The sequence below is a fragment of the Dongia sp. genome, from assembly GCF_041909655.1.
Taxonomy (GTDB): domain Bacteria; phylum Pseudomonadota; class Alphaproteobacteria; order Dongiales; family Dongiaceae; genus Dongia.
This window is the reverse complement of sequence record NZ_JAYRDA010000003.1, coordinates 387,461-411,760: the sequence shown is the minus strand read 5'-3', so window position 1 is coordinate 411,760 and position 24,300 is coordinate 387,461. Positions and strand designations below refer to the sequence as shown.

The window sequence follows — 24,300 nt, the reverse complement described above, 5'->3', positions numbered from 1 at the left end:
GGAATATCAGGGACAAGGTTTGAGGATCGCCGGACCTTCATCGGTGGCGCCGGTTTCGGGGATCGGCCGGCACGTGCCATCCGCGCAGATTTCCCAGGCACCCACAGTTGCGCCTGAGCGGGCCAGCACGATCTGGTCTTCGATGAAGGCCAGCGGCGGGTGATAGCGCCAGACCTTGCCGTCGAAGACCGATCCGTCCGGCGGTTCCATTCCGGCGCCGCTGCCGGCGACGCGCGCCTCGACCAGTTGCAGGCCGGCCTGGCCCACCAGCCAATCTTCCTCCCAGCGCGTCTTCTCGACCGAATGCGTCCAGGCGAGGGTGAAGCTGCCGGCTGCCACAATCACCTGCTTTGCGCCGGCGACCAGCAGGCAGACATTCATGCGGCAGGTTGGCGCTTCGCCATCCTTGCGCGCCAGACATGCTGGCCGATGAAGAGGGCGGCCAGCACGAAGCCCAATTCGTCGGTCACCGGCAAAGCCAGCACCAGGCTGAAGGCGGCGAGGGTGGCAAGGATGCGCTCCCACCAGGGCATCGCCCGCAGGAAATAACCGATCCCGGCTGCGCCCCAGAGGCCGATGGCAAGAACGGTCTTGAAGACGATATAGGCGACCTCGACCGGATAGCCGAAAGCCGCGGCAAGGGCGCCGCCATCCTGCAGCATCAAGGCCGGCGTATAGACTGCCATGAAGGGAATGACGAAACCGGCAAGCGCGATGCGCAAGGCCTGGATGCCGATCTTGAGGCCCGATTCCTTGGCGATGGGTGCCGCCGCGAAGGCAGCGAGTGCCACCGGTGGCGTGAGATCGGCGAGGATGCCGAAATAGAACACGAACATATGGCTGACGATGAGCGGCACGCCCAATTCCAGCAGCGCAGGGCCGGCCAGGGACGAGGTGATGATGTAATTGGGGATGGTGGGAATCCCCATGCCGAGGATGAGACAGGTGACCATGGTAAGGAGGAGGCTGAGGAACAGGCTCTTCTCGCCGATCGAGACCACGAAATCGCCGAAGGTCGTGGCGGCACCGGTCAATGTCATGGTGCCGACGATGATGCCGACGATGGCGCAGGCGATACCGACCGGGATCGCGGTCTTGGCACCCTCGGCCAGGCTGTCCCGCGCGATCGCCAGTGCTTCGCGTCCACCTTTCGAGAAGGCATTGAGCGTCACCAGCACCACAAGGATGCCAACCATGACCCAGATGCCGAATTTCACGAAGGCCGCGGCGGCGAGGCCCAGCACCAGCCAGAAGATGATGCGGATCGCCATCTGCGGAACGCCGCGCATGATGCCGCCGCCGAGCAGCAGAAAGGCGGTCAAGGCGAGGCCGACCGTGCCGGAGAAGAGCGGTGTGTAGCCGTCGAAGAGCAGATAGACCAGGGCCGCCAGGGGCAGCACCAGATGCCAGCCCGCGCGCAAGGCGCCCCAGGCCGAGGGGCATTGATCCTTGGGCAGGCCCAGGAGATTGGCGCGGCCGGCTTCGAGATGCACCATCCAGAAGGCCGAGACGAAATAGAGGATCGCGGGAATGACCGCGGCCTTGACGATCTCGGCATAGGGAACGCCGATGGTTTCCGCCATGATGAAGGCGACGGCGCCCATCACCGGCGGCATGATCTGCCCGCCCATCGACGCGGTCGCCTCGACACCACCGGCAAAGGACGCCCGATAGCCGAAGCTTTTCATCAGCGGGATGGTGAACTGGCCGGTGGTGACGACATTGGCGACGCCGGAACCGGAGATCGTGCCCATCAAGCCCGAGGCGATCACCGCCACCTTGGCGGCACCACCTTTCGCATGGCCGACAAGGCCCAGCGAGACATCGGTGAAGAGCTTGATCATGCCGGTGCGTTCCAGGAACACGCCGAACAGGATGAAGAGGAAGATGTAGGAGGAGGAGACATAAGTGGGCGTGCCGTAGATGCCCTCGGTGCCGAAGGCCATCTGCTCGACCACCTGCGCCACGTCATAGGGCCGGTGATCGAAGGGGGCCGGCAGGTATTCGCCGAACATGGCATAGGCAAGGAACACGCCGCAGATGATCGGCAATGCCGGTCCCATCACCCGCCAGGCGGTGAGGAACAGGAGAACGAGGCTGAGAATGCCCAGCCAGATATCAATCTGGTTGAGATCGCCGGAACGCAGCAGCAAATCCTCGTAGAAGACCCATTGATAGATCGCCACCACAAAGCCGAGCGCGCCGATGATCCAGGCGACAATGCGCGCCGGCCGCGACCCGCCGGTCGCCGCCACGATCAGCGGCATGGCGAGGAGGATCAGGAACCCGACATGGACCGAGCGGATCACCTGGCTGGAGAGATTGACGAGATGCGCCGCGGTGATGAGCTGAAAGCCGGAAAACGCGATGGCGATCAGGAACAACGCGTAACCCTCGCGTGTCCTGGCGAAGGGTGCCGCAAGGGCGGCGGCACCCGCGTGCTCGCCGCCCGATTTTGCCTGTTGTTCGGTCATGTCGGAAATGGAATCAGATGATTCCCTGTTCCTTGTAGAACCGCTCGGCGCCGGGATGGAGCGGGATCGGCATGTCCTTGGCGGCACCGGCCAGATTGATGTCGGCGGCGGCCTTGTGGGCGGCCGTCATGCTGTCGAGATTCTCGAACAATTGCTTGGCCATCTGATAGGCAATCTCGTCCTCGACGCCGTCATGGGAGACGAGGAAGTTGATCACCGCCGCGGTCGGCACGTCCTCGCTCTGGCCCTCATAGGTGCCGGCGGGGATGGTCTTGGCGACGTAAGGAGCGCCCAGTTTCGTCACCACATCTTCTGGCACCGCCACCATCTGGATCGGAAGCGAGGTACCGAGATCGCGGATCGAGGCGACGCCGAGCCCGGCAGATTGCAAGGTCGCATCCAATTGCCGGTTCTTGATCAGCTCGACCGATTCACCAAACGGCAGATATTCGACCTGGCCGAGATCGTCATAGGTGAGACCGGCCGCCCCCAGAATGGCGCGGGCATTGAGCTCGGTCCCCGATTTCGCAGCACCCACCGAGAGGCCCTTGCCCTTGAGATCCGCCAGCGTCTTGATGCCGGATTCCTGGGATGCCACGATCTGGATGAAATTGGGATAGATGGCGGCGATGCCGCGCAATTTATCGAGCTTTGCCTTGAAGCCGGCCTCGGCATCGCCTTCCCAGGCAAGCTTCACGGAATCGCCCAGCGAAAAGGCGATCTCGCCCTTGCCGGCCTGCAGCAAATTGAGGTTCTCGACCGAGGCCTTGGTGGCCTGGACCTGGGTGCGGACACCCGGAATCTTGTCGCCATAAATCTTTCCCAAGGCCACACCCAGTGGGTAATAGACGCCGCTGGTGCCACCGGCGAGCACATTGATGAAGGTGTCGGCGCGCGCACCACGCACGAAGGGCGCGGCGATGGCAAGGCCAGCGGCAGCGGCGGTGAAAGAGCGACGGCTGATAAGGGTCATCGTGATTCCTCCCGAGAATTTTCTGATGAGCGGATAATTGATCCGGCACTGTTCTGTACCGATGGTTAATCCGCAGTATGCCGTCACCGGCCGCCGATGCCAAACCCCACGGGACGCATGGGTGGCTAGACATTGGTATGGGGCCGACAATTCTTCATCCGGTTGCGGCGCTGATGCCGCAGTGCAATATTTCTGAGTAACATCCGCACGCCGCGTCACCATATGATGCGGTTCAACGCTCCCCCCTTCTGGAAGGAAAAGGATCATGCAACTCGCCGGAAAAGTGGCTCTCGTCACCGGTGCTGCCAGCGGCATCGGCAAGGCGATCGCCGAAACCTACGCCAAAGCCGGTGCCGCCGTGGCCATCGCCGATCTCAACCAGCAGGGCGCCGATGCGGTCGCCGCCGAGATCGTGGCCAAGGGCGGCAAGGCGATCGGGATTGCCATGGATGTGACCGACGAGGCCGCCGTCGATAAAGGCACCGATCTTGCCGTCCAGAAGCTGGGCGGGCTCGATATCCTCGTTTCCAATGCGGGCATCCAGATCGTGAAGCCGATCGTGGATTTTCCCTTCGCCGAATGGAAGAAGATGCTGGCCATCCATATGGACGGCGCATTTCTCACCACCCGCGCCGCCATGCGGCACATGTATAAGGACAAAAAGGGCGGCGCCATTCTCTATATGGGCTCGGTCCATTCCCACGAGGCGTCGAAGCTGAAAGCACCCTATGTCGCGGCGAAGCATGGCCTCCTGGGCCTTGCCCGCGTCGTCGCCAAGGAAGGGGCCGAATACAATGTACGCGCCAATGTGATCTGCCCCGGCTTCGTCCGCACGCCGCTGGTCGAGAAGCAGATCCCCGAACAGGCCAAAGAATTCGGCATCTCGGAAGAACAGGTGATCAAGACGATCATGCTGAAGGAAACGGTCGACGGCATCTTCACCACCGTCGAGGACGTGGCCGAGACGGCGCTGTTCCTCGCTGCCTTCCCGAGTGCGGCCTTGACCGGGCAATCGATCACGGTGAGCCATGGCTGGCACATGCAGTGAGCAATTTCCCCAAGATCGCCCTCCCCGCTTATGAGACCGTGGCCCTGGTGCTCCAGGGCGGCGGCGCGCTGGGCAGCTATCAGGCCGGCGTCTATCAGGGTCTCCATGAAGCCGGGATCGAACCCAACTGGTTTGCCGGCATTTCGATCGGCGCCTTGAACGCGGCGATCCTGGCCGGCAATCCGATGGAGAAGCGGCTGGAGCGTCTCAACGAGTTCTGGGAGACGATCTGCCAATCGGCCTTGCTGCCCACGATTCCCTTCGATGCGGATCTCAGTGCCTTGCTGGGCGATGGGGATCTGCGCGGCTGGGCCGGTGCGTTGTCATCCATGCGGGCGCTCGTCGAGGGCCAGCGCGGTTTCTTCACGCCGCGTTTCCCGCCACCCTTCTTTTCACTGACACCGGGCGGTGCCGCCACCAGCTATTACGACACGACGCCCCTGAAGGCGACGCTGGAACGGCTGGTCGATTTCGACCTCATCAATACGCGCCAGGTGCGCGTCTCGGTGGGGGCGGTCAATGTCGCCAACGGCAATTTCGCCTATTTCGACAATGCCAACCGGAAGCTGGTGCCGGAGCATTTCATGGCCTCGGGCGCCTTGCCGCCGGGCTTTCCGGCGGTGGAGATCGAGGGCTGCTTCTACTGGGATGGCGGCATGGTCTCGAACACGCCGCTGATGGAAGTGCTGGCCCGGCCGCCCAGGCGCGATACGCTGGCCTTCCAGGTTGATCTCTGGTCGTCGCGTGGGCCCCTGCCGCAAAACCTCCTCGAAGTGGCCGAGCGGCAGAAGGACATCCAGTATTCCAGCCGCACGCGCCTCGTCACCAACACCGCCAACGAGATGCAGAAACTGCGGCATGCCTTGCGGCGTGCCATCGACCTGCTGCCGGCGGAGAAGGCGGCGGATCCCGAGATCGAGGCCTTGCGCGAGATGGCCTGCAGCAAGGTCTACAACACGATCCAGCTCATCTACCGCGACAAGCAATTCGAGACCCACAGCAAGGATTACGAATTCAGCCTCGTCACCATGCGCGAACATTGGCAGGCGGGCCTCCACGACATCCGCGAAACGCTGAAACACCCCGAATGGCTGGCACGCCCCAGCGGCGGCAGCGCGGTCGTGACACACGACGTGCATCATTATTGGGACAAGTTGAAGGAAGCCTAGGAAATCGCCTGCAATGCCTGGCCGGCGAGGCGGATCCATTCGCGTTCGTCATCGCCGACGCGAAAGAGCTTCTCGTGCCGCAGGATCTCGGTGAGGGCGGCAGCGGCCTTCTGCGTCTCGCCATTCTGCCAGAGAATCTCGGCGCGGCGATATTGTGCTTCGAGGCGCCGGCCTTCGAGGTTCTCGTTCTGCGCCAGCACCGTGTCCAGGATTGCCAAGGCCGCCGTGACGCTGCCCTGTTTAACAAGGGCCTGCGCCTTAAGGATCGCCACCCCATGCGGCTGGTAGCTGGGCTTGCCGAGACTGAGCTCGTCGAGGAGCTTCACGGCCTCGCTCCAATCGCCGCGGCCAAAATGCGCGCGCGCCAGACCGTAGAGGATATCCGGCGCATCGGTGAAAAAGCCCTGGCGGGTAGCGGCGAAAAGATCGATCGCTTCGTCGAACCTGCCGCGGACAAGGCATGCTTCGGCAAGTTGCAGGCGGTTATGCACGGTGCCCTGTTCGGAATCCTGATCCATCGTCATCCGTTGCAGCCGCCGGTCGATCTCCCGGTCGACTTGGTCTTCGAGGCTTCCCTCCCGGCGCGCCACCCGCATGGGGGCGCTGTCGGCGCTGAACAAGGACGGCAGCATTTCGACAAAGACATAGATGAGGCTGCCCAGCACGGGCAGAATCCAGATCACCGCCAGCCACATCTTCGACCGCCCGGAGCGGCAGACATGGACCGACAGAACGATCACCAGAGCGAGAACGGCGAAAGCGAGGATCGGCATCGGATTAGAGTGCCGAAAGGGCGTCGCGGGCGAGCCTGGCCCATTCCCGCTCTGCGGCGCTGACCTTGAAACGCTGGGCGTGGTCGATCAGGCGGTTGAGCTCGTGCCTCGCGCCCTCGATCGAGCCCTGCTTCCAGAGGATCTCGGCATAGCGATAGCGCGCCTCGAGCCCGACCGAGCGGTCGAGGATCGTCTCCAGTTCGTGGAGTGCCGCCGGCGTTTCGCCCAGCGCCGCGAGGGTGCGGGCCGTCAGAATGGCAATCTCTTGCATGCAATATCCAGGATGCGCCGCCCGGAGATCGACCAATACATCCCGCGCCGCCGTGAAGCCGCCATTGAAGAAATGCGCCCGGGCAAGACCCAGCAAAAGATCCGGCGCGTTCTGATACGGACCTTCGCGCGCACTTTCATAGAGTCGCACGGCATCGTCGAAATGACCGCGCCCGGTGCATTCCTGTGCCAGTTGCAGTTTGTTGTGGATGCTGCCGCAGATCGCCAATTCCTCGGCGCGGCGATGGAGTTCCTTGTCGGGATAGAGGGCCTTGGCGATGTCGGTGCCGATCTTCTGCACGGCGCGTTCCTGGCGGCTCCCGGGCAGGATTTCCACAAACAGATAGATCAGCGTGCCAATCAGCGGGAAGGCCATGATGACGAAGATCCACCAATAGGGACGGCCGGTGCGTAAGGCATGGATGACGACGCTGATTTGTAGGACGAAAACGAGAATTCCGATGATCGGCATGACGTGCTCGGTTGGCTATGACAGATCGATTTGTTCCAGTGGATAAAACGCGATTGAGGCGCAGCATTGAAAGCACGCCGTCGATTCAGGAAATCAGGGCCGATCGCACCTCGTCCGCGCGCAAGACCCAGAATTCTTCCTCCACCGTCATGTTGAAGAATTGGCCATGGCGGATGAGTTCGGCCAGTTGCGCGAGCGCAAGGTCCTTCACCCCCTGTTTCCAGAGAAATTCGGCGTAGTAATAACGGGCTTCGAGGCGGCGCGCTTCCAAGCTGTCCTGGCGCGCGAGGAGATGTTCGAGTTCGGCAACGCCACCCGCGAGATCGCCACCGGCGGCGAGCGCCCGGGCATCGAGGATGCCACGCTCCTGGACGAAAGTGTTGGGATGCGCCGCCGCCAGTTCGCGCAGCACCTGGCGGGCAGCAACGAAATCGCCGTTTTCGAGCGATGCGCGCGCAAGGCCGAGGAGAATGTCGGCGGCATTGACGAAATAACCTTCGCGCGCGCTTTCATAGAGACGGGCGGCATCGCCGTAGAGCGCGCGCTTCATGCATTCCTCGGCCCAGGCAAGCTTGTCGTTGATGGTGCCGGTGGCGATCACGTCGCTGACCCGGCGCGCCTTCACTTCGCGCTCCTCTATTTGCTCCGCCCAATTGGCAACGGCCGGGATTGCCCGAGCACGGAGGGGTTGAGCGTGAGGAGCGCGCGCCCGGGCAGATCTCCGATGGCTGGACCGGGCATGGATATCTTCGGTCCGATGGGACGTGGGGCGGACATCCTCCAGCTGCACCACCTTGGGCGCGGCCCGCAGGCTCGGCGCAATTTCGACCAGGAAGTAGGCAAAGCTGCCGGCTATCGGAACCAGAATGATGACACCGATCCACCAGCAGGGCCTGTCGTTGCGGAGCACATGCACGACCATGAAGACCTGCAGGCCGATGACGGCCAGAAAGACGAGGAACGGCATCGGTGTCCGGGTGTTGCTGATTAACCGTATTAGAAGAATAATACATATCAAGAACAACCCGTCAAGCGCCGACGGTCGGACGGGAGCGAAGGTTCACAGGGTGCGATTGCCGCCAGCCACCCCGAGAATATGGCCGTCGGCAATCGCAATATTCACGCCCCATGAACGGCTATGGCTGTTTCTGAGCCTGAGCCCGAACCGTGAGATCGCCTGAGGTCGCCGTGGCGACGGCGTTATTCTGGTCATCATAGCCGATGGCATTAATCCGCAGCGTCGCTCCATCCGTGAGTCCACCTAGCTTGAGGTCGATCGCCTGCGAAAAGGTAAGCGCCAATTTGTTCTGGGGATCCGAATCGGAATCCGCCCCGACGACCTGAACCTCGACGCGCGCCAGTCCTTTCATTTCGATATAGGCCTTTATCTCGGCCTTGCCGGTGCCGGCATTTGCCACGATGTATTTGGCAGGCTTGATCACGGCCAATTGCGGCGCAACATTGTTCTGCCATTCTTTGTGAACGAACCGAACGCGGTAGCTGGCATCCCAGGGCTGGAGCTTTGGCTTTTCGTCCGCAGCGCCATCGGTCGGCGCGGGTGCATCCGGCTCTTTCGGCTTTGCCAACAATCGGAAGCTCAGCGCAGCGCCGCCTTTGATGTCTTTTTCGTAACCGAGTTCGTCCAAGGATGGAAATGTGAAAACGAAGGCATGAGTCGGCTCGCTCAATTGAGCGGGCGACGTACTGAGCAGTACGTCCGGATCGGTTTTCCCTCCCGGTAGAATGCGGAGCTCTCCGCTATAATTGTAATCGGTCGCCGACGATGCGCGCTGCGTATCGACGAGCGTCACCTTGGTCGAAGCATCGGCGATTCTGGCAATAACGGTTTGTGTAGCGGGCACAAGCTCGTTCGGCTTATCCTTCTTGCTGCTTGGCAGCGAGATTTTTTCATAGGTCAGACCATAGCTCGATTCGAGATTCTGGATATCCTGCCAGACGATATCGGCAATTGATCGAGCCTCAACCTCGTCAGATGTCATCGCTGGAATCGTCGGCGGTTGAGATTCAGCAGGCGTGCCATTTTTTTCTCTCTCTAGTCTTTCTTTCTCTAGTCTTTCTTTCTCTTGTCTTTCCGCTTCTGGCCATTGCTCAGTGTTCGGAAATTTGACAATTGAGGTCAGGCGTTCGACGAAAGTGGAGAAGTCACGGCTCGTCACCGCTACACGCATATCGACAATTCGTGGATCGTCAAGCGACAGGTCACGAAGACTGACGCCATAATATTCCATTTTCTCCGCCACGACCGTCAGGAATTCCCTGTCCGTATACATTGGCAGGCGACGCGCGGATTTTCCGTCAGTTAAGCTTGATTGAGCGACAACATGCAGCGCAGGGGTTCCACATTTCAGATACGCCTTCGGCACCACCATCAGAGCGTAGATGCGATGTGACTGGGCTTGCATCTCGTATTCGACTTGCACTTGGCGCAAGGCACCGATCCGCGCCGCCAATGTATTCATGCTGGATTTTCCGAGCGTGAAGAGGCTGTTGCGGTCATTGCCGACGAGCGCACGGATGGCGTCGCGCTTGTAGGCGGTATTGGCCGCGGCACCAACCCCGCTGATGACTCCGCTCAGCGCGAGGTTGAGTTGGGTCAGGTTCTGGACGGCGTTGCTCTTTGCCTCCAGTTCAAGATTGTCCATGTGGAGCAGGGGGAACACCTCGGGCAACTCAGCATTCATGCAGGCAGGCTCGGCCCTTTCGGGCGGAAATATCTGCTGATAGGGAAAGAAGGAGATATCGACGAAGACGTCGTAGGGCTGGTTGCGCTTGTAGGGCTGCACATCGAGGTCCATGCCGACCAGGAAGGCCTGCTTGCCCTGATCGATATAGAGTTTCTGCAGTTCCTGATTGAGCAGTGCCACGCGCTGGACGAGGCCCGCCGCCAATTCGTAGCTCAGCACCGGGTCATTCTTGAGCTTGCCGAGTTCGGCCAGCAGCGTGGGGATATCCTTCGCATTGGGCTGGGCAGGCGCCGCACCCAGTTCGGGAATTTCGCCGGAGCTCTTGGTTTCGGTCTCGGTCCCGGAAACCGCGCCGGTCGCAAGATCCGTGGTCTTGGCTATCGACGTCGTGCTGCCGGGCAGGCTGAGCTCCAGCTGGGCCAGGAACGAGCTCAGGATTTGCTGGGCTCCGATCTGGGTGATCGGCAGGACCTTGGCGTACATGTCATCGCCCTTCACCTTCTCGAAACCGGGCGCCAGTTGCGGCGCAATCTCGGACCAGGGAATGACCGAACGTTGCGAGAGAAGAATGCGCGCCGCCTCGAAATGCGAGGTGGATCTTGTGGGCTGATCGTAGAAGGGCGTGCAACTTGCGACGCTGAAGCCGAATGCCGCCAGCCACAATTGCGGCCGCCGAAAAGTGCCAAATCGATGATGCAACATGTCCCCGCCCCCATTTTTCTGTTCGCGATCGTTGCAGCGATCAGGGGCGGACATGTGGCAACGCGATCCTTCTTCGCCGCGCGGCCAAGCCTGAGTTAGTAAGTTGTTATGGATCGCCCCCAATCAACTTAAAGTAAATTCCCCTAAAACGAGACTGTCAACACCAGACACAATCTTTGTCTGCATGGATAGATTTCCGCGGGATCTTCCCCAAAGAAAAACCCCGCGGCATCGCTGCCGCGGGGTTGGTCTTTTGGAAAGGCTGGTAGGCCGGACTTAGAAGTCCATGCCACCCATGCCGCCCATGCCACCCATATCCGGGGCGCCGCCACCGGCGCCACCCTTCTTCTCCGGACGGTCGGCGATCATGGCTTCCGTGGTGATCAGCAGGCCGGCCACCGAAGCGGCGTCCTGCAGGGCGCAACGCACGACCTTCGCGGGGTCGATGACGCCGGCCTTCACCAGGTCCTGGAATTCCGCCGTCTGGGCGTTGTAACCCCAGTTGGTAGACTTGCCTTCCAGGAGCTTGCCGGCGATGACGGCGCCGTCGACGCCGGCATTCTCGGCGATCTGACGGACCGGCGCCTGCAGCGCGCGGCGGATGATCTCGACACCGACCTTCTGCTCGTCGTTGTCGACCTTGATCTTCTCAAGGGCACGGATCGAATAGAGAAGGGCCACGCCGCCGCCGGCGACGATGCCTTCTTCGACCGCCGCACGGGTGGCGTGCATGGCGTCGTCAACGCGGTCCTTGCGCTCCTTCACCTCGACCTCGGTCGCACCGCCGACGCGGATGACGGCAACGCCGCCAGCAAGCTTCGCAAGACGCTCGGCCAGCTTTTCCTTGTCGTATTCGGAGGTGGTTTCCTCGATCTGGGCGCGGATCTGCGAGCAGCGGCCTTCGATCTCTTTCTTCTTGCCGGCGCCGTCGACGATGGTGGTGTTTTCCTTCTCGATCACGACCTTCTTGGCCTTGCCGAGCATGTCGAGGGTGACGGTCTCGAGCTTAATGCCGAGGTCTTCCGAGATGACCTGGCCACCGGTGAGGATGGCGATGTCTTCCAGCATGGCCTTGCGGCGATCGCCGAAGCCCGGAGCCTTCACGGCCGCGACCTTCAAGCCGCCGCGCAGCTTGTTGACGACGAGGGTCGCCAAAGCTTCGCCTTCGACGTCTTCCGAGATGATGAGCAGCGGTCGGCCCGACTGCACCACCGCTTCGAGGATCGGCAGCATCGCCTGCAGGTTCGAGAGCTTCTTCTCGTGCAGGAGGATGTACGGATTGTCGAGATCGGTGATCATCTTCTCGGCATTGGTGATGAAATACGGCGAGAGATAGCCGCGGTCGAACTGCATGCCTTCGACGACTTCGAGCTCGGTGTCGAGGCCCTTGGCTTCTTCAACCGTGATGACGCCTTCGTTGCCGACCTTCTGCATCGCCTTGGCGATCATGGCGCCGATGTCTTTTTCGCCATTGGCCGAGATGGTGCCGACCTGGGCGATTTCTTCCGAGGTCGAGACCTTCTTGGCGCGCTTCTTGATGTCTTCGACGACGGCTTCGACGGCGAAGTCGATGCCGCGCTTCAGGTCCATCGGGTTGATGCCGGCCGCGACGGCCTTGGCGCCTTCGCGCACGATGGCCTGGGCCAGCACGGTCGCGGTGGTGGTGCCGTCACCGGCGAGGTCGTTGGTCTTCGAGGCCACTTCGCGCACCATCTGGGCGCCCATGTTCTCGAACTTGTCGGCCAATTCGATTTCCTTGGCGACCGTCACACCGTCCTTGGTGATGCGCGGCGCGCCGAAGGCCTTGTCGATGACCACGTTGCGGCCCTTCGGGCCCAGGGTCACCTTCACCGCATTGGCGAGGATGTCGACGCCGCGGAGCATGCGCTCACGGGCATCGGCGGAAAAACGTACGTCTTTAGCAGCCATGTTGAATAACTCCTGAATGGATTGTCGATGGAAGCGGCGCGATCAAAAGATGCTTACGCGACCTTCTTCTTCGAACCGGAAGCGGTGCCCTCGATGATGCCGAGGATGTCCGATTCCTTCATGATGAGGAGATCCTCACCGTCGACCTTCACTTCGGTGCCCGACCACTTGCCGAACAGAATGCGGTCGCCCGCCTTCACGTCGAGCGGCGTCAACTTGCCGTCTTCGTTCTTCACGCCAGCGCCGGCGGCGATGACTTCGCCCTCTTGCGGCTTTTCCTTGGCCGTGTCGGGGATGATGATCCCGCCAGCGGTCTTTTCAATGCCCTCAATACGACGCACGAGTACGCGGTCGTGGAGCGGACGGAACTTCATGGTGACCCTCCGTAAATCTCTGAAAAATGAAACGTTTCCCTAAGCGCGCCTGGACCCTTTGTCGTGCCTTGTGCAGCCTTGCGAGCGGCGCTGTTAGCACTCAGACCAGGCGAGTGCCAAGCCATGTAGGACAAGGCCCTACTGGCGTCAAGGGGCTGAAACCCTGAATCTTTTCAGGTGCTTGACCGGGACACTCATGCTGCAGTGCAGCATTTTGCCTTAACCCTGGCAGCAATCGCGCGAACTGAGTGCTAACTTACTGTAATTACGCAGATTTTTATTTGTTGTTAGCAAATCCTGCGGCATCCTGGTGTTAACGAATCGCCGCAGGAAATTTCAAGAAAGGTTCATCCAGCCCATCCACCAAATTGAGGAGGTCATATGGAGAGGCGCGCGCTCAACCTGCAACTCAACGATTACCGCCTGGTCACGGCCGAGATCCTTTATCACATGCCGGACCACCCGGGCCTGCTGCAGAGCTATCTCTGGCAGGATTACGACCTCGCCCCGCGCCTCCCCGTTTTGCACAAATTCCTCGATTTCTGGAGCCGCAACCTCGACGGCAAGCTGCATTCCATCAAGCTCGCCAAGACCGAGATCATCTCGCCCGGCGAATGGCGCCATGCCGGCGCGCTGCTGAGCCTGCACTAGCACGGCAAAGCGGCCGGCCGCGCAGTTGTGCGGGTGCGAATGACCTGATACGAGGGTTGCGCAGATCGATTCCGCCAATTCCAGCGCCCGGGGTTCCCCTTTGCTGCGTCGCCTCTACGATTGGATCATGGCCTTGGCCGAAAGCCCCAAGGCACTCTGGGCGCTGGCCGCTGTCTCCTTCGCCGAAAGCTCGTTCTTTCCCATCCCCCCGGACCCGATGCTGGTGCCGATGGTGCTGGCCAACCGCAAGCGCGCCTGGGTGTTCGCCGGCGTCTGCACCGCAGCCTCGGTGGTGGGCGGCATCGCCGGCTATTTCATCGGCTATGCGCTGGAGGGCCTCGGCACGGCGATTCTCGCCTTTTACGGCCATGGCGATGCCATGGCGGCCTTCCAGGCGATGTTCGCGGAATGGGGCTTGTGGATCATCCTCATCAAGGGCATGACGCCGATCCCCTATAAGGTCGTCACCATCGCCTCAGGCATGGCCGCCTTCGACCTCAAGGTCTTCATCGCCGCCTCGATCGTGACGCGCGGCGGGCGGTTTTTCCTTGTAGCGGGCCTGCTCTATTACTTCGGCGAGCCCGTGCGCGAATTCATCGAAAGACGGCTCACGCTGGTCACGACGCTCTTTTTCGTGCTGGTGGTGGGCGGCTTCGTCGCATTGCGCTATCTCTTCTAGGCGCTAGCCTGCCGACCTTCGCAGCGGAGAAAACGACCGTGCCGACCCATCGCCGCACAGCTTTCATCGAACCCGCTCACGTGCCCTGGCTGGTGGCCGGCCTCGGCCTGGCCGCCCTCTGCGTCGCCTGGCTGGCGCAATATGGTTTCGGCCTTGCCCCCTGCCATCTCTGCCTGTGGCAGCGCGGCGCCCATTGGGCGACCATCGCCCTCGCCTTGGCCGCCATCTTCGCCGGGCGCAACAAGCGCTACCGGGCGATTCTGCTGGCCTTGGCCGGCATCGCCGCCCTCATCGGCGCCGGCATCGCCCTGTTCCATGTGGGCGTCGAGCAGCAATGGTGGGAGGGGAGCGGCGCCTGTGTCGGCGGTGGCATCGCCGGCCTGAGCGGGGCCGATCTCGAAGCCGCCATCATGAACGCGCCGGTGACACGCTGCGACGAGGCGGCGTTCGAAATGTTCGGCATCTCGATGGCCGGTTATAATGGCCTCTTCGCGCTGGGCCTCGCTTTGTTCGCTTTCTGGGGCGCCCGCAATTTGTTGAAGGGTGATCGCGCATGACGACGGAAACCACGCGCGCGCCGCGCCTGCCCGGCGATCTCAGCCACGACCAATTGCTGGACCGCGTGATCCGCGTCGATCATGCCGGCGAATACGGCGCCAAGCGAATCTATGAGGGGCAATTGGCGGTGCTGGGCAGCAAGCCCGAAGGCCAGGTCATCCGGCACATGCTGGAACAGGAACTGGTGCATCTCAAAGCCTTCGAGAAGCTGATGGTCGAGCGCCGCGCGCGTCCTTCGGTGCTGTTTCCGATCTGGCATGTGGCGGGCTTTGCCCTGGGTGCCGCCACCGCGCTGATGGGACCCAAGGCCGCCATGGCCTGCACGGTCGCGGTCGAGGAAGTGATCGACGAGCATTACCGCCAGCAGAACGCGGCCCTGGGCGAATCCGAACCCGAGATCACCGAAAAGATCGCCCAATTCCGCGCCGAGGAAGTCGAGCACCGCGATACCGGGCTTGCCCACGGCGCCGAGCAAGCGCCCGCCTACGAACTTCTCTCCGGCGCCATCAAGGCGGGCTCGCGCCTTGCCATCTGGCTGGCAGAGCGGGTTTAGGCCTCTTCCACCGCCGCGCGGACTTTTTCTTCCAGGCGCTGGCCCAGCTTGTTGCCGAGTTCGCCACCATCGCCGCGGATTTCCTTGGTGAGGACCAGGCGCATGGCGTCGAGATGCGCGCCGATGAGGTCGAGATCGCCGTCGTCGAAACCGGGCTTGCGGCGGGTGAGATGGCAGAGCGATTGCCCGAGCCTGGTCATCAGCGGATAGCCGAAGGACGTCCCCTGGCCCTTGATGTTGTGGGCGACCGCATGGATGTCGCGGGCGCAAGCGACCCGTGCCTCGGGAGCGGCAGCGCGGGCGGCCGCCAGGAATTCGGCGCATTTGTCGACATCGGCCGTGGCCCAGCCGGTATAGCTCTTGGCGAGATCGGCCACCGCGGCCTCGGCCCGGGCCAGCATGCGGGCCATCTCGCTTGCCCGGTCGTTACTCTTTTCGTCGCCCATTCAGCCCATGGTTCCTAGCGGGGTTTCCCGGCGGATTTTCCTGGCGGGGTTTCCTGGTGGGCCGCCGGGCCCGATTGCCTGCAATTCCCGTACTGTAACCTCTTCGCAGCAAACGGCATAGTCCGTTGGCATCAAGACCTTAGAGGCGCCGCGGCAGATAGGTGGCAAAGAGACCGACCACCAGCATCAGAAGGCCGTAGGAGACATAGACCGCGCGCTGGTCGAAAAAATGCAGCAAAGCGGTGAAGACCGCGAAGGGCAGCAGACTGCCAAGATCGATATAGGTGCGGAAGACCGAGGTCATCTGCGGCCGTTCGAGCGGCTTGACCGCCCGCAGGAACGGAATATTGCCGAGCGCATCCAGCATGACGACAAAGACCGCCGCCAGCATCAGCATGATTCCGACCATGATCGGGCTGCCGAAGAAAAGCGGCACCGCTATGGTGAGGAGGCCGCCGGCGAAGAACGCCACCATGATCGGCCGCCGGATGCCGTAGCGCCGGCCGAGCCAGCCGACCAGCGGCGAGAAGACCAGCAGCAGATTGGCCCCGCCCGCCAGTGCCCCCGACCAGGTGGGATCGACCCCATGGGCATCGAAATAGAGGGCCGGATAGACGAAGAACAGCGACCACCAGCCGGAACGACCGAAGGCGATGAGCCAGGCGAGGCGCAAACGCGGCTGCGCCACGAAGCGGCCGATACTGGCCAGCGGATTGGGCGGCGGCTTGGTCGCAGCGGCCACGGCCGGATTTTCGGTCAAGCGCAGATATCCGAAGAGGGCGATCGCCGCCAATGCCGCCGCCATGCCCAGCCCCGCCACGGCCCAGGGCCCATAGGCCTCGTAGAGTTCGATGCCGATCCAGGGACCGAGTCCCCAGGGAAGGCAGCCCAGCAACAGCTTCAAGGGTTCGTAACGCACGAGATCGCCGCGGGGGATGAAGTCCAGCACATAGAGGGTGAGGGCGATGATGCAGGCCGTGCCGGACAAGGTCCGCATGATCTGGCCGCTGATCTGGCCGAAGGGATTTTCGAAGGAGAGCGCCACCAGAGCCAGCCCGCCCACGGCCAAGCCCGCGGCATAGACCCAGCGGCGGCGGAAGCGGTGAATCAGCAAAGGGACGCCGAAACCGGCGAGGAGGCCGAAGATGGTGATGCCGAAATAGACCGCCGAGACCTTGGCATCGTCGCCGAAAATCATGCGCGCCTGCAGCGGCATCATGGTCAAAGCCAGCGCCCGCGTGGTCGATTCCAGCATATAGAGAACGGCGAAAACGATCGCACCCGGCTTGCGCCTGGAAACCGGGAGGGGGGGATAATCGACGGCCATGTGGCTCTGATGCGGGAAAAAGGTTGCAGCGGCGGGTAGAGATGCTTAACACACCGCCCGATTGATCGCCCGAGCGGAAGCGGCATGGCATGGACGGGAATTCGGCATGGCTTGGTGGGGGGGCTGGTGGGGTCAAAGCGGCGGTCTTCCGGCGCATCGTGATCCTTGCCTTCCGCGCCCAAAAGCGCGACAAGAAATAAACTTACCGGCAATTCGACGGATAATATGGCGAAACGCAGCCTGGACGATACCGACCGCAAGCTCATCACGCTCTTGCGTGGCAATGCCCGCACCCCCACGGCGGCTTTGGGGCGGCAACTCTCCCTCTCCCGCAGCGCCGTGCAGGAACGGCTGAAGCGGCTGGAGCGCGATGGCGTCATCGCCGGCTATACGCTGGTGGTCGGCAAGGATGGCGAGGCGCCGGGTGTGGGCGCCCATGTGCTGCTCTCGGTCGATCCCAAGGGGCATGACCAGGCGGTGGCCGCGCTCAAAAAACTGCCCGAGGTGCAGAGCGCCTATACCGTTTCGGGTTCCTATGATGCGGTCGCCATCGTCGCGGCCAGCAACGCGGCCCATCTCGACGAGATCCTGACCCGGATCGGCCATCTGCCCGGCGTGCAGCGCACCACGTCCTCGATCCTGCTCTCGACCCTCGTCGAACGGCATTAAGATTCGGGAGCGGATGGGGTGAACTGGTCGGAAGAAATCGAGGCCGCGTCGCGGCGGCTCCAGGACCATGTGCGGCGGACGCCGATCCTGACCCTGGAACCGGGCGCTCTCGGCTGTCATGCCGAGCTGACGCTGAAGCTGGAACTGCTGCAGCATAGCGGCTCGTTCAAGGCACGGGGTGCCTTCAATTCCCTGCTGTCGCTCGACGTGCCCAAAGCGGGCGTCATCGCGGCATCGGGCGGCAATCACGGCGCGGCGGTGGCCTTCGCCGCCCAGGCGCTGGGCCACAAGGCCGAGATCTTCGTACCCGCCCTCGCCAGCCCCGCCAAGATCACGCGCATCGAAAGCTTCGGCGCCAAGGTGCATGTCATCCCAGGCGCCTATGCCGATGCGCTCGTCGCCGCGCAAGCACATGCCGTGGAAACCGGCGCGCTCGCCATTCATGCCTATGACGCGCCGGCAACGGTGGCTGGCCAAGGCACGCTGGCGCGTGAGCTCGACGCGCAGACCAACATGCTCGATACCGTGCTGGTGGCGGTAGGCGGCGGCGGTCTTATCGGTGGTGTCGCCGCCTGGTTCCAGGGCCGCGTGCGCGTGGTGGGCGTCGAGCCCAGCGCCTGCCCTACCTTGCAGCGCGCCTTTGCCGCCAAGCAGCCGGTCGATGTCGACGTGGGCGGTCTGGCCGCGGATTCGCTGGGTGCCAAACGCGTCGGCGAGATCCCCTTCGCCATCGCCAAGGAACATGTCGAGCGCGTGGTGCTGGTCGAGGACGATGCCATCCGCGCCGCGCAACAGGTGCTGTGGCGCGATTTGCGCCTGATGAGCGAACCCGGCGGCGCCACCGCCTTGGCAGCCTTGCTCTCGGGCGCCTACAAGCCGGCTTTTGGTGAAAAGATCGCGGTCATCCTGTGCGGCGGCAATGTGGATCCAGCGAGCCTCGCCGCCTGACCGGTCGCGCCATTGCCCGACTCATTCCATTGCGAGGGCGGCGAGGTATTTTTCCAGCTTGGCACCATCAGCCCTCTGCGGACCCAAACCAGCGCCGAGCTTGCCGATGATCGTGGTCTCACCCGCCGATAGCAGCAGCGCCTTGTCCTGGTCGGCGCTGGGCAGCGAACGGAAGCCCAAGGCGGATTCCTGAACCTCGACCTTGCCCTCGCGTACCATGACCACGGTCTCGGCCTTCTTCGCCTCGACGATCCAGTCGGTGCCGCGAGTCGCCGCCACCGCATTGCCGGTGCGGATCATAAAACTGGAACCGGCGCCGGCCTTGGCCGTGATCGCCTGCAACAGACCCGCCTGCAAATCGAAGGCCGCCTGACGCGACATCGTTTCCTCGGCAAAATCGAATTCGGCAATGGTGAGGCGCGTGAGCTCACCGAGATTGATCTGCGAACCGTCCTTGAGCGAAAGCCGCAAACGGCTCTCGGCGAGCGTCGTCACCACATCGCCCACCATCACGGTGTCACCTTCGTTGAGTGGCAACTGGCCATCCGCACGTTTCACGGAAACGGTGCCGCGGACCCGCGCGACCGCGCCGGCCACGGCGCCGTCGGCGCGCGCAAAGCGCGGCGCCAGCGCGACCGCGCCGCAACCGGCCACCAGGCGCAGGAAAGATTGCCGCGAGATGATCGAACCCAGCATGACCCTGCCTCCACAAACGATACGCCGCAACGCATCCGATGAGTCATCATGATAATGGAGGCCGGGTCGCCGCGCGACCATGACGGCTATCACATCGCAACGCAGGCGCCTGACTGATTCCCACACCCCTGTGCAGGAAAACGCCCGTCAGGCGATGCTTTCGATATCGGCGTCGGAAAGATTGCCCGGCACGATGGTGATCGGGATGCGCAATTTGCCGACCTGCTTGCTGGTAAGGGAGGTGATGAGCGGTCCCGGTCCCTTGGGACCGGTCGCGGCACCCAGGACCAGGATCGAGATCGAGGGTTCCTCGTCGATCAGTTTCAGCACCTCGTCCTGGCGGTCGCCTTCGCGGAAATGCAGGATCGGGAACGAGCCCGCATGCTTCTGCACCTCGCCCGCCATCTTCTGCATGATCGCCTCGGCCTGCTGGCGCGCTTCGTCGCGCATCAGATTGGAGACGCCGACCCATTCCTGGTAATCGGCCGGCTCCATGACATAGAGCATGGCGACCCGGCCGCCGGATTTCGCGACGCGGCGGCAGGCATAGCGCAGCGCCACCTTCATTTCCGGCGATTCGTCGATCACCACCAGGAAGACGCGGCCCATGCTGGGCCGGGCTTCCTCGGTACCGCTCTCGGCGGGCTTGGGTCCGGTTGTCTCGCTCATCCCGTTTATCCTCGTTGCTTCAGGCGCAGCCTTACCTTACCGGCGGCGGAAGGCAAGATGCGCCAGCCAGCCGGCGAACAGCGCCACCAGCACGGCGATGACACCATAAGCGGCGGCATGGCGATGGGCAAAATCGTAAATATCGGCGCCGAAGCCGATCTTGCTGATCACCAGCGGCGTCGTCTGGGCGCCGACGATCTTCTGATCGCGCACCAGATAGACCTCGGCCAGATAGGTGCCGGTGGGCACGCTGGAGGGAACCCGGAGATTGACCCGGAACAGCCGGTCGCCGATGAACAGGATGCGCGCCGGCTGCGCCGAGAAGAGGCCGGTGGTCTGCTTGGTGCGGATGAGGGCGTCGCTGAAGGTGGCGAGATCGGGATCCTCGGGCGCCACGGCCACCAGGCGGATATTCTCGATCCCCATCTGGTAATTGGCGCGGAGCGATTCGGGGAGCAATTCCTCGATCGGCTTCGAGCTTGCCATCATGTAGACGGCCGGCACGTTCTGGAAGCCAAGGCTCTTGCGGTTGATCCAGATGCCGGCAACACGTTCCTTGCGCACGACATCGACCGCGTCGACCGGACCCTTCACCACGACGATGACGTCGCCCGGCCCGTCGGTGGTGCCGAAGAGCAGGACATCGGCACCGGCAAAGCCCGTGGTGATGGCGATGAGGTGATCGTCGAGATCGGCGATGAGCGGCGTCTGCGCCAGGGCCGGCAGGACCGGCGCCAGGAAGCTCACCAGCAGGGCCGCGATGATGTGACGGATTCGCATCAATAGCCGCCGACAATGACGGAGAACAATTCCGCCGGCCGCGCCACCAATTCGTAGAGCATGCCGCCGGCGGTCACCAGAATGACAATCGCCATCAGGAAGCGAAGCTGTTCGCCGGGCAGCTTGGCGCCCAGCCGGCCGCCGATCTGGGCACCCACGACTCCGCCGATGGTGAGGATGAGCGCCAGGAGAATATCGACGGTCTGGTTGTTGTTGGCCTGCCAGAAGGTGACCCAGGCCTGGACGAAGATGATTTGGAAGAGCGAGGTGCCGACCACCGCGCCGGTCGCCATGCCGAGGAGATAGATCATGGCCGGGACCAGCAGGAAGGCGCCGCCGACACCCATGATGGCCGACATGATGCCGACGATGAAGCCGATCCCCGCCGGCAACAGCGCGCTGATATAGAGCCGCGACTTGCGGAAGCGCATCTTGAAGGGCAGGCCCTGCGCCCAATTGTGCTGATGCAGCTTGGTCGGCAGCTTGCCGCGCCGGGTCTTCGCGAGCGCATTGGCGGATTCGATCGCCATCATGATGCCGATCGAAGACAAGGTGATGACGTAGGCGATGGCGATGATGAGGTCAATCTGGCCCAGTTCCTTCAACAGCGTGAAGATAATGACGCCGATGCTGGAGCCACCGATGCCGCCCGCCAGCATGACGGCACCCATCTTGAAATCGACATTGCCGCGCGCCCAATGGGCGAGCACGCCGGAGACCGAGGAAGCCACCACCTGGTTGGATTGCGTCGCCACGGCGACCGCCGGCGGCACGCCGACAAAAATCAGCAAAGGGGTGAGGAGAAAACCGCCACCGACGCCAAACAGGCCGGAAAGCACACCCACCCCGGCACCCAGGCCCAGCAGCAGGAAGACATTGAGCGCAACTTCGGCGATCGGCAGATAGATCTGCAGCCCCAGAAACCAATCGAGGATGGCAGTCGCCCAGGTCACACGCTTCCCCCAGAAGACGGGAGCGCGACCGAACCATGATCTATCTACGCCGCCGTCGCCAATTCGGCCCGAAACGAAAGTCGCGACTCGAAAGCGCGACCACTCCGGAGCACTCTAAATCACAGCGATTCCAAGGGGAAGGCGCGATCCGTCGAATTACCCCGATTTCGCGGAGATTTCGCAAACTGGCTCCATCGAAAAATCACTTCGGCGAAAAATCACTTCTGCAGAATGTCCTGCAACTCGCCGAGCTGAGCGCGGGCACGCAGCAGATAGAAGCCCTGTTCCGCGAGGTGATTGGGCTGGGCAATCGAGCCGGGTTCGCCGTTGATGACGAAGAGCGGCTGCAGTTTGGCGCCTTCCAGCATCGATTCAACCATGCGCTGCCAGACCGTGCCCGCACCTTTTTCGGCGAGAATCGGCTGAAAATCGCGCCCCAGCGCATTGAGCAGCAGGCCATAGGCATAGAGCTGGCCCTTGTTGAAATAGAAGATGTCGTCGGCGCCGGTATCGAACCAGGCAGCGGATTCGGCGTCGATCTCCTGATCGATCTTGTTGGAAGCGGCACCCAGATCCTGCGAAATCCGTTCCAGCGTGGAGAGGAGATTGTCGGCGCGGCGCTCGAACACCGCCTGACCGGAAACCAGGCGCGTGTTGAAATCAATGAGCGACTTCATGGCGTCGCGGTAATAGGTGACCGAGGGCGTCAGCGGCGCCCAGGATTTGTTGAGATCGAAATACCAGATGTCCGGCCGGGTGTTGATGGCGCTGGCCGCGTTCTGCAGCGCCGGATCGGTCGAGGAGGTGCCACGCGAGCGGCCGATCTGGTCGCGAAGTTCCGTCACCACGCGCTGCAGGGCCTGGATTTCGCCGGCCTGGAAGTTCGGCATGTTGTCGAGGATGGCCCCCGGGAAGAACCAGGGATCGTTGCCGGGCCAGGCGGTCGCGTTCACCTCGCGGTCGATGAGCGCCGCGGCGGTTGCCACGGCGGCGCTGGCCTCGGCCGGCACATTCCCGGGATTGAAGGCAACGTCATCATTGATCCGGTGCACGAAGGCAGCACCGACGGGATAATAAAGCAGCATGGTGGCGAGGATGATGCCGCCGCCCCAGCGCAACCCGGTCATCAGCCGGCTGCGCCCGCTTTCACTGCGCGGCAGCGACAATCCGGGCATGGAAAATCGTGGCAGGGAGAGGCGCGGCAGAAAACGGCGCCAGCCGGTGGTGGTCGGTTGGGGATTGGCAAACTCGTCGCTCATGGAGATCGGGCGCTCGCTCTATCTGGGCATTGGGCTGCCGCAATCCGGCAATACCCCTACCAGATAGGGAGGCTTGAGGGCGAAAGCAATGCGCCGTTCTCAGTCGCTCTACTTGGCCGAGAGAAAACCCACCGTATCCTCGATTTCTTTGAGGATCGGTTCCGAGAGGGCGCGGGCACGGGCGGCACCCTTGGCGAGAACCGCATCGATCTCGGCCGGGTGGTCGAGGAGACGTTTCATCTCGGCGCCGATCGGGCCCAGGACGGAAACGGCAAGATCGGTAAGCTCACGCTTGAAGCCGGAGAATTCCTTGCCGGCGAAATCCGAGATCACCGTGGCGATCGGCTGATCGGAGAGTGCCGCGTAGATCGCCAGCAGATTGAAAGCTTCGGGCCGTGCGTCCTCGGCCTCGGCGCTGACCAGGCCCTTCTCGTTGAGCACTTCGGTGCCGGGCAAGGCACCCGGATCGGTCTTGGCCTTGCGGAGTTTCAAGGCGATCGTGTCGGCATCGTCGGTCATGTTGATGCGGGAGTAATCGGAAGGATCCGATTTCGACATCTTCTTGGAGCCGTCCCGCAAGGACATGACTCGGGCCGCCGGACCGCCGATCACCGGTTCCGGCGGCACCAGGCAGTCAACGCCGTAATCATTGTTGAACTTCTGCGCGATGTCGCGGGCAAGCTCCAGGTGCTGTTTCTGGTCCTCGCCCACCGGCACGTGGGTCGCCCGGTAAGCCAGAATGTCGGCCGCCATCAGCACGGGATAGGTATAGAGTCCGACAGAGGCGTTCTCGCGGTCCTTGCCGGCCTTTTCCTTGAACTGGGTCATGCGGTTGAGCCAGCCCACCCGGCCGACGCAATTGAGGATCCAGGCCAATTGGGCGTGAACCCGGTTCTGGCTCTGGGCGAAGATGATGGAATGCGCGACATCGATGCCGGACGCCATAAATGCCGCCGTTACCTCGCGGGTGTTCTGGCGGAGGGCCTGGGGTTCCTGAAACAGCGTGATCGCATGCATGTCGACCACGCAGAAGATGCACTCGAATTCCTTCTGCATCCGCACCCAATTCCGGACGGCGCCCAGGTAATTGCCCAGATGCAGGGTATGGGTCGGCTGCACGCCGGAGAAAATTCGGCCCTTCATGATCCTCGGATCCCCTTGTTGCGGGCCGGTTTATGGCGCCTAACCGCCCGCTCCGCAATCGTTTTTCATCGGCGGAAATC

The 24,300-nt window shown here is 62.6% G+C and carries 25 protein-coding genes; 8 read left to right on the top strand and 17 right to left on the bottom strand.

Annotated elements, in window-relative coordinates:
* Positions 1-6 precede the first annotated feature (6 nt).
* The 3 genes from ACE3PR_RS08145 to ACE3PR_RS08135 are packed head-to-tail and all read right to left on the bottom strand — an operon-like array spanning position 7 to position 3,447.
* Positions 7-381 (bottom strand): DUF1850 domain-containing protein, encoded by a 375-nt coding sequence (locus ACE3PR_RS08145; protein WP_374370324.1) that lies wholly within the window; start codon positions 379-381, stop codon positions 7-9.
* Positions 378-2,474 (bottom strand): TRAP transporter permease, encoded by a 2,097-nt coding sequence (locus ACE3PR_RS08140; protein ID WP_374370321.1) that lies wholly within the window; start codon positions 2,472-2,474, stop codon positions 378-380. Before ACE3PR_RS08140 ends, ACE3PR_RS08145 begins: the two co-directional genes overlap by 4 nt.
* A gap of 13 nt (positions 2,475-2,487) precedes the next feature.
* The gene (locus tag ACE3PR_RS08135) at positions 2,488-3,447 is read right to left on the bottom strand and encodes a TAXI family TRAP transporter solute-binding subunit (RefSeq protein WP_374370318.1); all 960 of its coding nucleotides are present in this window, start codon (positions 3,445-3,447) and stop codon (positions 2,488-2,490) included.
* A 265-nt stretch (positions 3,448-3,712) separates the two neighbouring features.
* On the opposite strand from ACE3PR_RS08135, the gene ACE3PR_RS08130 reads away from it, so the two are divergent.
* Both ACE3PR_RS08130 and ACE3PR_RS08125 read left to right on the top strand, forming a co-directional pair.
* Positions 3,713-4,495, top strand: a complete 783-nt coding sequence (locus ACE3PR_RS08130) for a 3-hydroxybutyrate dehydrogenase (RefSeq protein ID WP_374370315.1) — start codon at positions 3,713-3,715, stop codon at positions 4,493-4,495.
* On the top strand, positions 4,492-5,664 hold the full coding sequence (locus ACE3PR_RS08125) for a patatin-like phospholipase family protein (protein WP_374370312.1): 1,173 nt from the start codon (positions 4,492-4,494) through the stop codon (positions 5,662-5,664). Before ACE3PR_RS08130 ends, ACE3PR_RS08125 begins: the two co-directional genes overlap by 4 nt.
* Here the strand turns inward: ACE3PR_RS08125 and ACE3PR_RS08120 are convergent.
* The 6 genes from ACE3PR_RS08120 to groES all read right to left on the bottom strand — a co-directional run bounded on the left by ACE3PR_RS08120 (position 5,661) and on the right by groES (position 12,889).
* Positions 5,661-6,437 carry a tetratricopeptide repeat protein gene (locus ACE3PR_RS08120; RefSeq protein WP_374370309.1) on the bottom strand — a complete coding sequence of 259 codons (777 nt, stop codon included), beginning with the start codon at positions 6,435-6,437 and terminating at the stop codon, positions 5,661-5,663. The genes ACE3PR_RS08125 and ACE3PR_RS08120 overlap by 4 nt on opposite strands.
* A gap of 4 nt (positions 6,438-6,441) precedes the next feature.
* A complete protein-coding gene (locus ACE3PR_RS08115; protein ID WP_374370306.1) occupies positions 6,442-7,179 on the bottom strand; it encodes a tetratricopeptide repeat protein in 738 nt (245 codons plus the stop codon).
* An 85-nt stretch (positions 7,180-7,264) separates the two neighbouring features.
* Positions 7,265-8,146: a tetratricopeptide repeat protein gene (locus ACE3PR_RS08110; RefSeq protein WP_374370303.1), complete on the bottom strand. Its 882-nt coding sequence runs from the start codon at positions 8,144-8,146 to the stop codon at positions 7,265-7,267.
* A gap of 169 nt (positions 8,147-8,315) precedes the next feature.
* Positions 8,316-10,640, bottom strand: coding sequence for a hypothetical protein (locus tag ACE3PR_RS08105; protein ID WP_374370300.1), 2,325 nt, complete (start codon positions 10,638-10,640; stop codon positions 8,316-8,318).
* Positions 10,641-10,862: 222 nt separating this feature from the next.
* The gene (gene groL, locus ACE3PR_RS08100) at positions 10,863-12,515 is read right to left on the bottom strand and encodes a chaperonin GroEL (RefSeq protein ID WP_374370297.1); all 1,653 of its coding nucleotides are present in this window, start codon (positions 12,513-12,515) and stop codon (positions 10,863-10,865) included.
* A 53-nt stretch (positions 12,516-12,568) separates the two neighbouring features.
* On the bottom strand, positions 12,569-12,889 hold the full coding sequence (groES, locus tag ACE3PR_RS08095; RefSeq protein WP_374370294.1) for a co-chaperone GroES: 321 nt from the start codon (positions 12,887-12,889) through the stop codon (positions 12,569-12,571).
* 381 nt (positions 12,890-13,270) lie between these two features.
* On the opposite strand from groES, the gene ACE3PR_RS08090 reads away from it, so the two are divergent.
* The 4 genes from ACE3PR_RS08090 to ACE3PR_RS08075 all read left to right on the top strand — a co-directional run bounded on the left by ACE3PR_RS08090 (position 13,271) and on the right by ACE3PR_RS08075 (position 15,330).
* Positions 13,271-13,540, top strand: a complete 270-nt coding sequence (locus ACE3PR_RS08090) for an usg protein (RefSeq protein ID WP_374370291.1) — start codon at positions 13,271-13,273, stop codon at positions 13,538-13,540.
* Between the two features lie 100 nt (positions 13,541-13,640).
* Positions 13,641-14,219, top strand: coding sequence for a YqaA family protein (locus tag ACE3PR_RS08085; RefSeq protein ID WP_374370288.1), 579 nt, complete (start codon positions 13,641-13,643; stop codon positions 14,217-14,219).
* A 38-nt stretch (positions 14,220-14,257) separates the two neighbouring features.
* Positions 14,258-14,776 carry a disulfide bond formation protein B gene (locus tag ACE3PR_RS08080; protein WP_374370285.1) on the top strand — a complete coding sequence of 173 codons (519 nt, stop codon included), beginning with the start codon at positions 14,258-14,260 and terminating at the stop codon, positions 14,774-14,776.
* Complete coding sequence (locus ACE3PR_RS08075; protein ID WP_374370283.1) at positions 14,773-15,330, top strand: demethoxyubiquinone hydroxylase family protein; 558 nt, start codon at positions 14,773-14,775, stop codon at positions 15,328-15,330. The genes ACE3PR_RS08080 and ACE3PR_RS08075 overlap by 4 nt, the downstream gene beginning before the upstream one ends.
* Here the strand turns inward: ACE3PR_RS08075 and ACE3PR_RS08070 are convergent.
* Together ACE3PR_RS08070 and ACE3PR_RS08065 are read right to left on the bottom strand one after the other, a co-directional pair.
* Positions 15,327-15,776, bottom strand: coding sequence for a phosphorelay protein (locus ACE3PR_RS08070; RefSeq protein ID WP_374370280.1), 450 nt, complete (start codon positions 15,774-15,776; stop codon positions 15,327-15,329). The two genes, ACE3PR_RS08075 and ACE3PR_RS08070, sit on opposite strands and share 4 nt — an antisense overlap.
* A 139-nt stretch (positions 15,777-15,915) precedes the next feature.
* Positions 15,916-17,103 carry an MFS transporter gene (locus tag ACE3PR_RS08065; protein ID WP_374370277.1) on the bottom strand — a complete coding sequence of 396 codons (1,188 nt, stop codon included), beginning with the start codon at positions 17,101-17,103 and terminating at the stop codon, positions 15,916-15,918.
* A 225-nt stretch (positions 17,104-17,328) separates the two neighbouring features.
* On the opposite strand from ACE3PR_RS08065, the gene ACE3PR_RS08060 reads away from it, so the two are divergent.
* The gene (locus tag ACE3PR_RS08060; protein WP_374370275.1) at positions 17,329-17,772 is read left to right on the top strand and encodes an Lrp/AsnC family transcriptional regulator; all 444 of its coding nucleotides are present in this window, start codon (positions 17,329-17,331) and stop codon (positions 17,770-17,772) included.
* 18 nt (positions 17,773-17,790) lie between these two features.
* The gene (locus ACE3PR_RS08055; protein ID WP_374370272.1) at positions 17,791-18,720 is read left to right on the top strand and encodes a threonine/serine dehydratase; all 930 of its coding nucleotides are present in this window, start codon (positions 17,791-17,793) and stop codon (positions 18,718-18,720) included.
* 21 nt (positions 18,721-18,741) lie between these two features.
* On the opposite strand, the gene ACE3PR_RS08050 is transcribed toward ACE3PR_RS08055, so the two are convergent.
* The 6 genes from ACE3PR_RS08050 to trpS form a co-directional block, all read right to left on the bottom strand.
* Positions 18,742-19,230 (bottom strand): FecR domain-containing protein, encoded by a 489-nt coding sequence (locus ACE3PR_RS08050; protein WP_374370773.1) that lies wholly within the window; start codon positions 19,228-19,230, stop codon positions 18,742-18,744.
* 333 nt (positions 19,231-19,563) lie between these two features.
* Entirely contained in the window at positions 19,564-20,085 is a 522-nt protein-coding gene (locus ACE3PR_RS08045; protein WP_374370269.1) for a universal stress protein, read from the bottom strand.
* A gap of 36 nt (positions 20,086-20,121) precedes the next feature.
* On the bottom strand, positions 20,122-20,865 hold the full coding sequence (locus tag ACE3PR_RS08040; RefSeq protein ID WP_374370266.1) for a TIGR02186 family protein: 744 nt from the start codon (positions 20,863-20,865) through the stop codon (positions 20,122-20,124).
* Positions 20,865-21,779, bottom strand: coding sequence for a sulfite exporter TauE/SafE family protein (locus ACE3PR_RS08035; RefSeq protein ID WP_374370771.1), 915 nt, complete (start codon positions 21,777-21,779; stop codon positions 20,865-20,867). The genes ACE3PR_RS08040 and ACE3PR_RS08035 overlap by 1 nt, the downstream gene beginning before the upstream one ends.
* Positions 21,780-22,036: 257 nt before the next feature.
* Positions 22,037-23,077, bottom strand: a complete 1,041-nt coding sequence (locus ACE3PR_RS08030; RefSeq protein ID WP_374370263.1) for a DUF2333 family protein — start codon at positions 23,075-23,077, stop codon at positions 22,037-22,039.
* Between the two features lie 108 nt (positions 23,078-23,185).
* Positions 23,186-24,220 carry a tryptophan--tRNA ligase gene (gene trpS, locus ACE3PR_RS08025; RefSeq protein WP_374370260.1) on the bottom strand — a complete coding sequence of 345 codons (1,035 nt, stop codon included), beginning with the start codon at positions 24,218-24,220 and terminating at the stop codon, positions 23,186-23,188.
* Positions 24,221-24,300: the final 80 nt, after the last annotated feature.

What these genes read in the sequence shown, in the direction of transcription:
- ACE3PR_RS08145 (WP_374370324.1), bottom strand. Translation starts at nt 381, where the DNA reads ATGAATGTCTGCCTGCTGGTCGCCGGCGCAAAGCAGGTGATTGTGGCA.
- ACE3PR_RS08140 (WP_374370321.1), bottom strand. Translation starts at nt 2,474, where the DNA reads ATGACCGAACAACAGGCAAAATCGGGCGGCGAGCACGCGGGTGCCGCC.
- ACE3PR_RS08135 (WP_374370318.1), bottom strand. Translation starts at nt 3,447, where the DNA reads ATGACCCTTATCAGCCGTCGCTCTTTCACCGCCGCTGCCGCTGGCCTT.
- ACE3PR_RS08130 (WP_374370315.1), top strand. Translation starts at nt 3,713, where the DNA reads ATGCAACTCGCCGGAAAAGTGGCTCTCGTCACCGGTGCTGCCAGCGGC.
- ACE3PR_RS08120 (WP_374370309.1), bottom strand. Translation starts at nt 6,437, where the DNA reads ATGCCGATCCTCGCTTTCGCCGTTCTCGCTCTGGTGATCGTTCTGTCG.
- ACE3PR_RS08115 (WP_374370306.1), bottom strand. Translation starts at nt 7,179, where the DNA reads ATGCCGATCATCGGAATTCTCGTTTTCGTCCTACAAATCAGCGTCGTC.
- ACE3PR_RS08110 (WP_374370303.1), bottom strand. Translation starts at nt 8,146, where the DNA reads ATGCCGTTCCTCGTCTTTCTGGCCGTCATCGGCCTGCAGGTCTTCATG.
- ACE3PR_RS08105 (WP_374370300.1), bottom strand. Translation starts at nt 10,640, where the DNA reads ATGTCCGCCCCTGATCGCTGCAACGATCGCGAACAGAAAAATGGGGGC.
- groL (WP_374370297.1), bottom strand. Translation starts at nt 12,515, where the DNA reads ATGGCTGCTAAAGACGTACGTTTTTCCGCCGATGCCCGTGAGCGCATG.
- groES (WP_374370294.1), bottom strand. Translation starts at nt 12,889, where the DNA reads ATGAAGTTCCGTCCGCTCCACGACCGCGTACTCGTGCGTCGTATTGAG.
- ACE3PR_RS08090 (WP_374370291.1), top strand. Translation starts at nt 13,271, where the DNA reads ATGGAGAGGCGCGCGCTCAACCTGCAACTCAACGATTACCGCCTGGTC.
- ACE3PR_RS08075 (WP_374370283.1), top strand. Translation starts at nt 14,773, where the DNA reads ATGACGACGGAAACCACGCGCGCGCCGCGCCTGCCCGGCGATCTCAGC.
- ACE3PR_RS08070 (WP_374370280.1), bottom strand. Translation starts at nt 15,776, where the DNA reads ATGGGCGACGAAAAGAGTAACGACCGGGCAAGCGAGATGGCCCGCATG.
- ACE3PR_RS08065 (WP_374370277.1), bottom strand. Translation starts at nt 17,103, where the DNA reads ATGGCCGTCGATTATCCCCCCCTCCCGGTTTCCAGGCGCAAGCCGGGT.
- ACE3PR_RS08060 (WP_374370275.1), top strand. Translation starts at nt 17,329, where the DNA reads ATGGCGAAACGCAGCCTGGACGATACCGACCGCAAGCTCATCACGCTC.
- ACE3PR_RS08050 (WP_374370773.1), bottom strand. Translation starts at nt 19,230, where the DNA reads ATGGTGGGCGATGTGGTGACGACGCTCGCCGAGAGCCGTTTGCGGCTT.
- ACE3PR_RS08045 (WP_374370269.1), bottom strand. Translation starts at nt 20,085, where the DNA reads ATGAGCGAGACAACCGGACCCAAGCCCGCCGAGAGCGGTACCGAGGAA.
- ACE3PR_RS08040 (WP_374370266.1), bottom strand. Translation starts at nt 20,865, where the DNA reads ATGCGAATCCGTCACATCATCGCGGCCCTGCTGGTGAGCTTCCTGGCG.
- ACE3PR_RS08030 (WP_374370263.1), bottom strand. Translation starts at nt 23,077, where the DNA reads ATGAGCGACGAGTTTGCCAATCCCCAACCGACCACCACCGGCTGGCGC.
- trpS (WP_374370260.1), bottom strand. Translation starts at nt 24,220, where the DNA reads ATGAAGGGCCGAATTTTCTCCGGCGTGCAGCCGACCCATACCCTGCAT.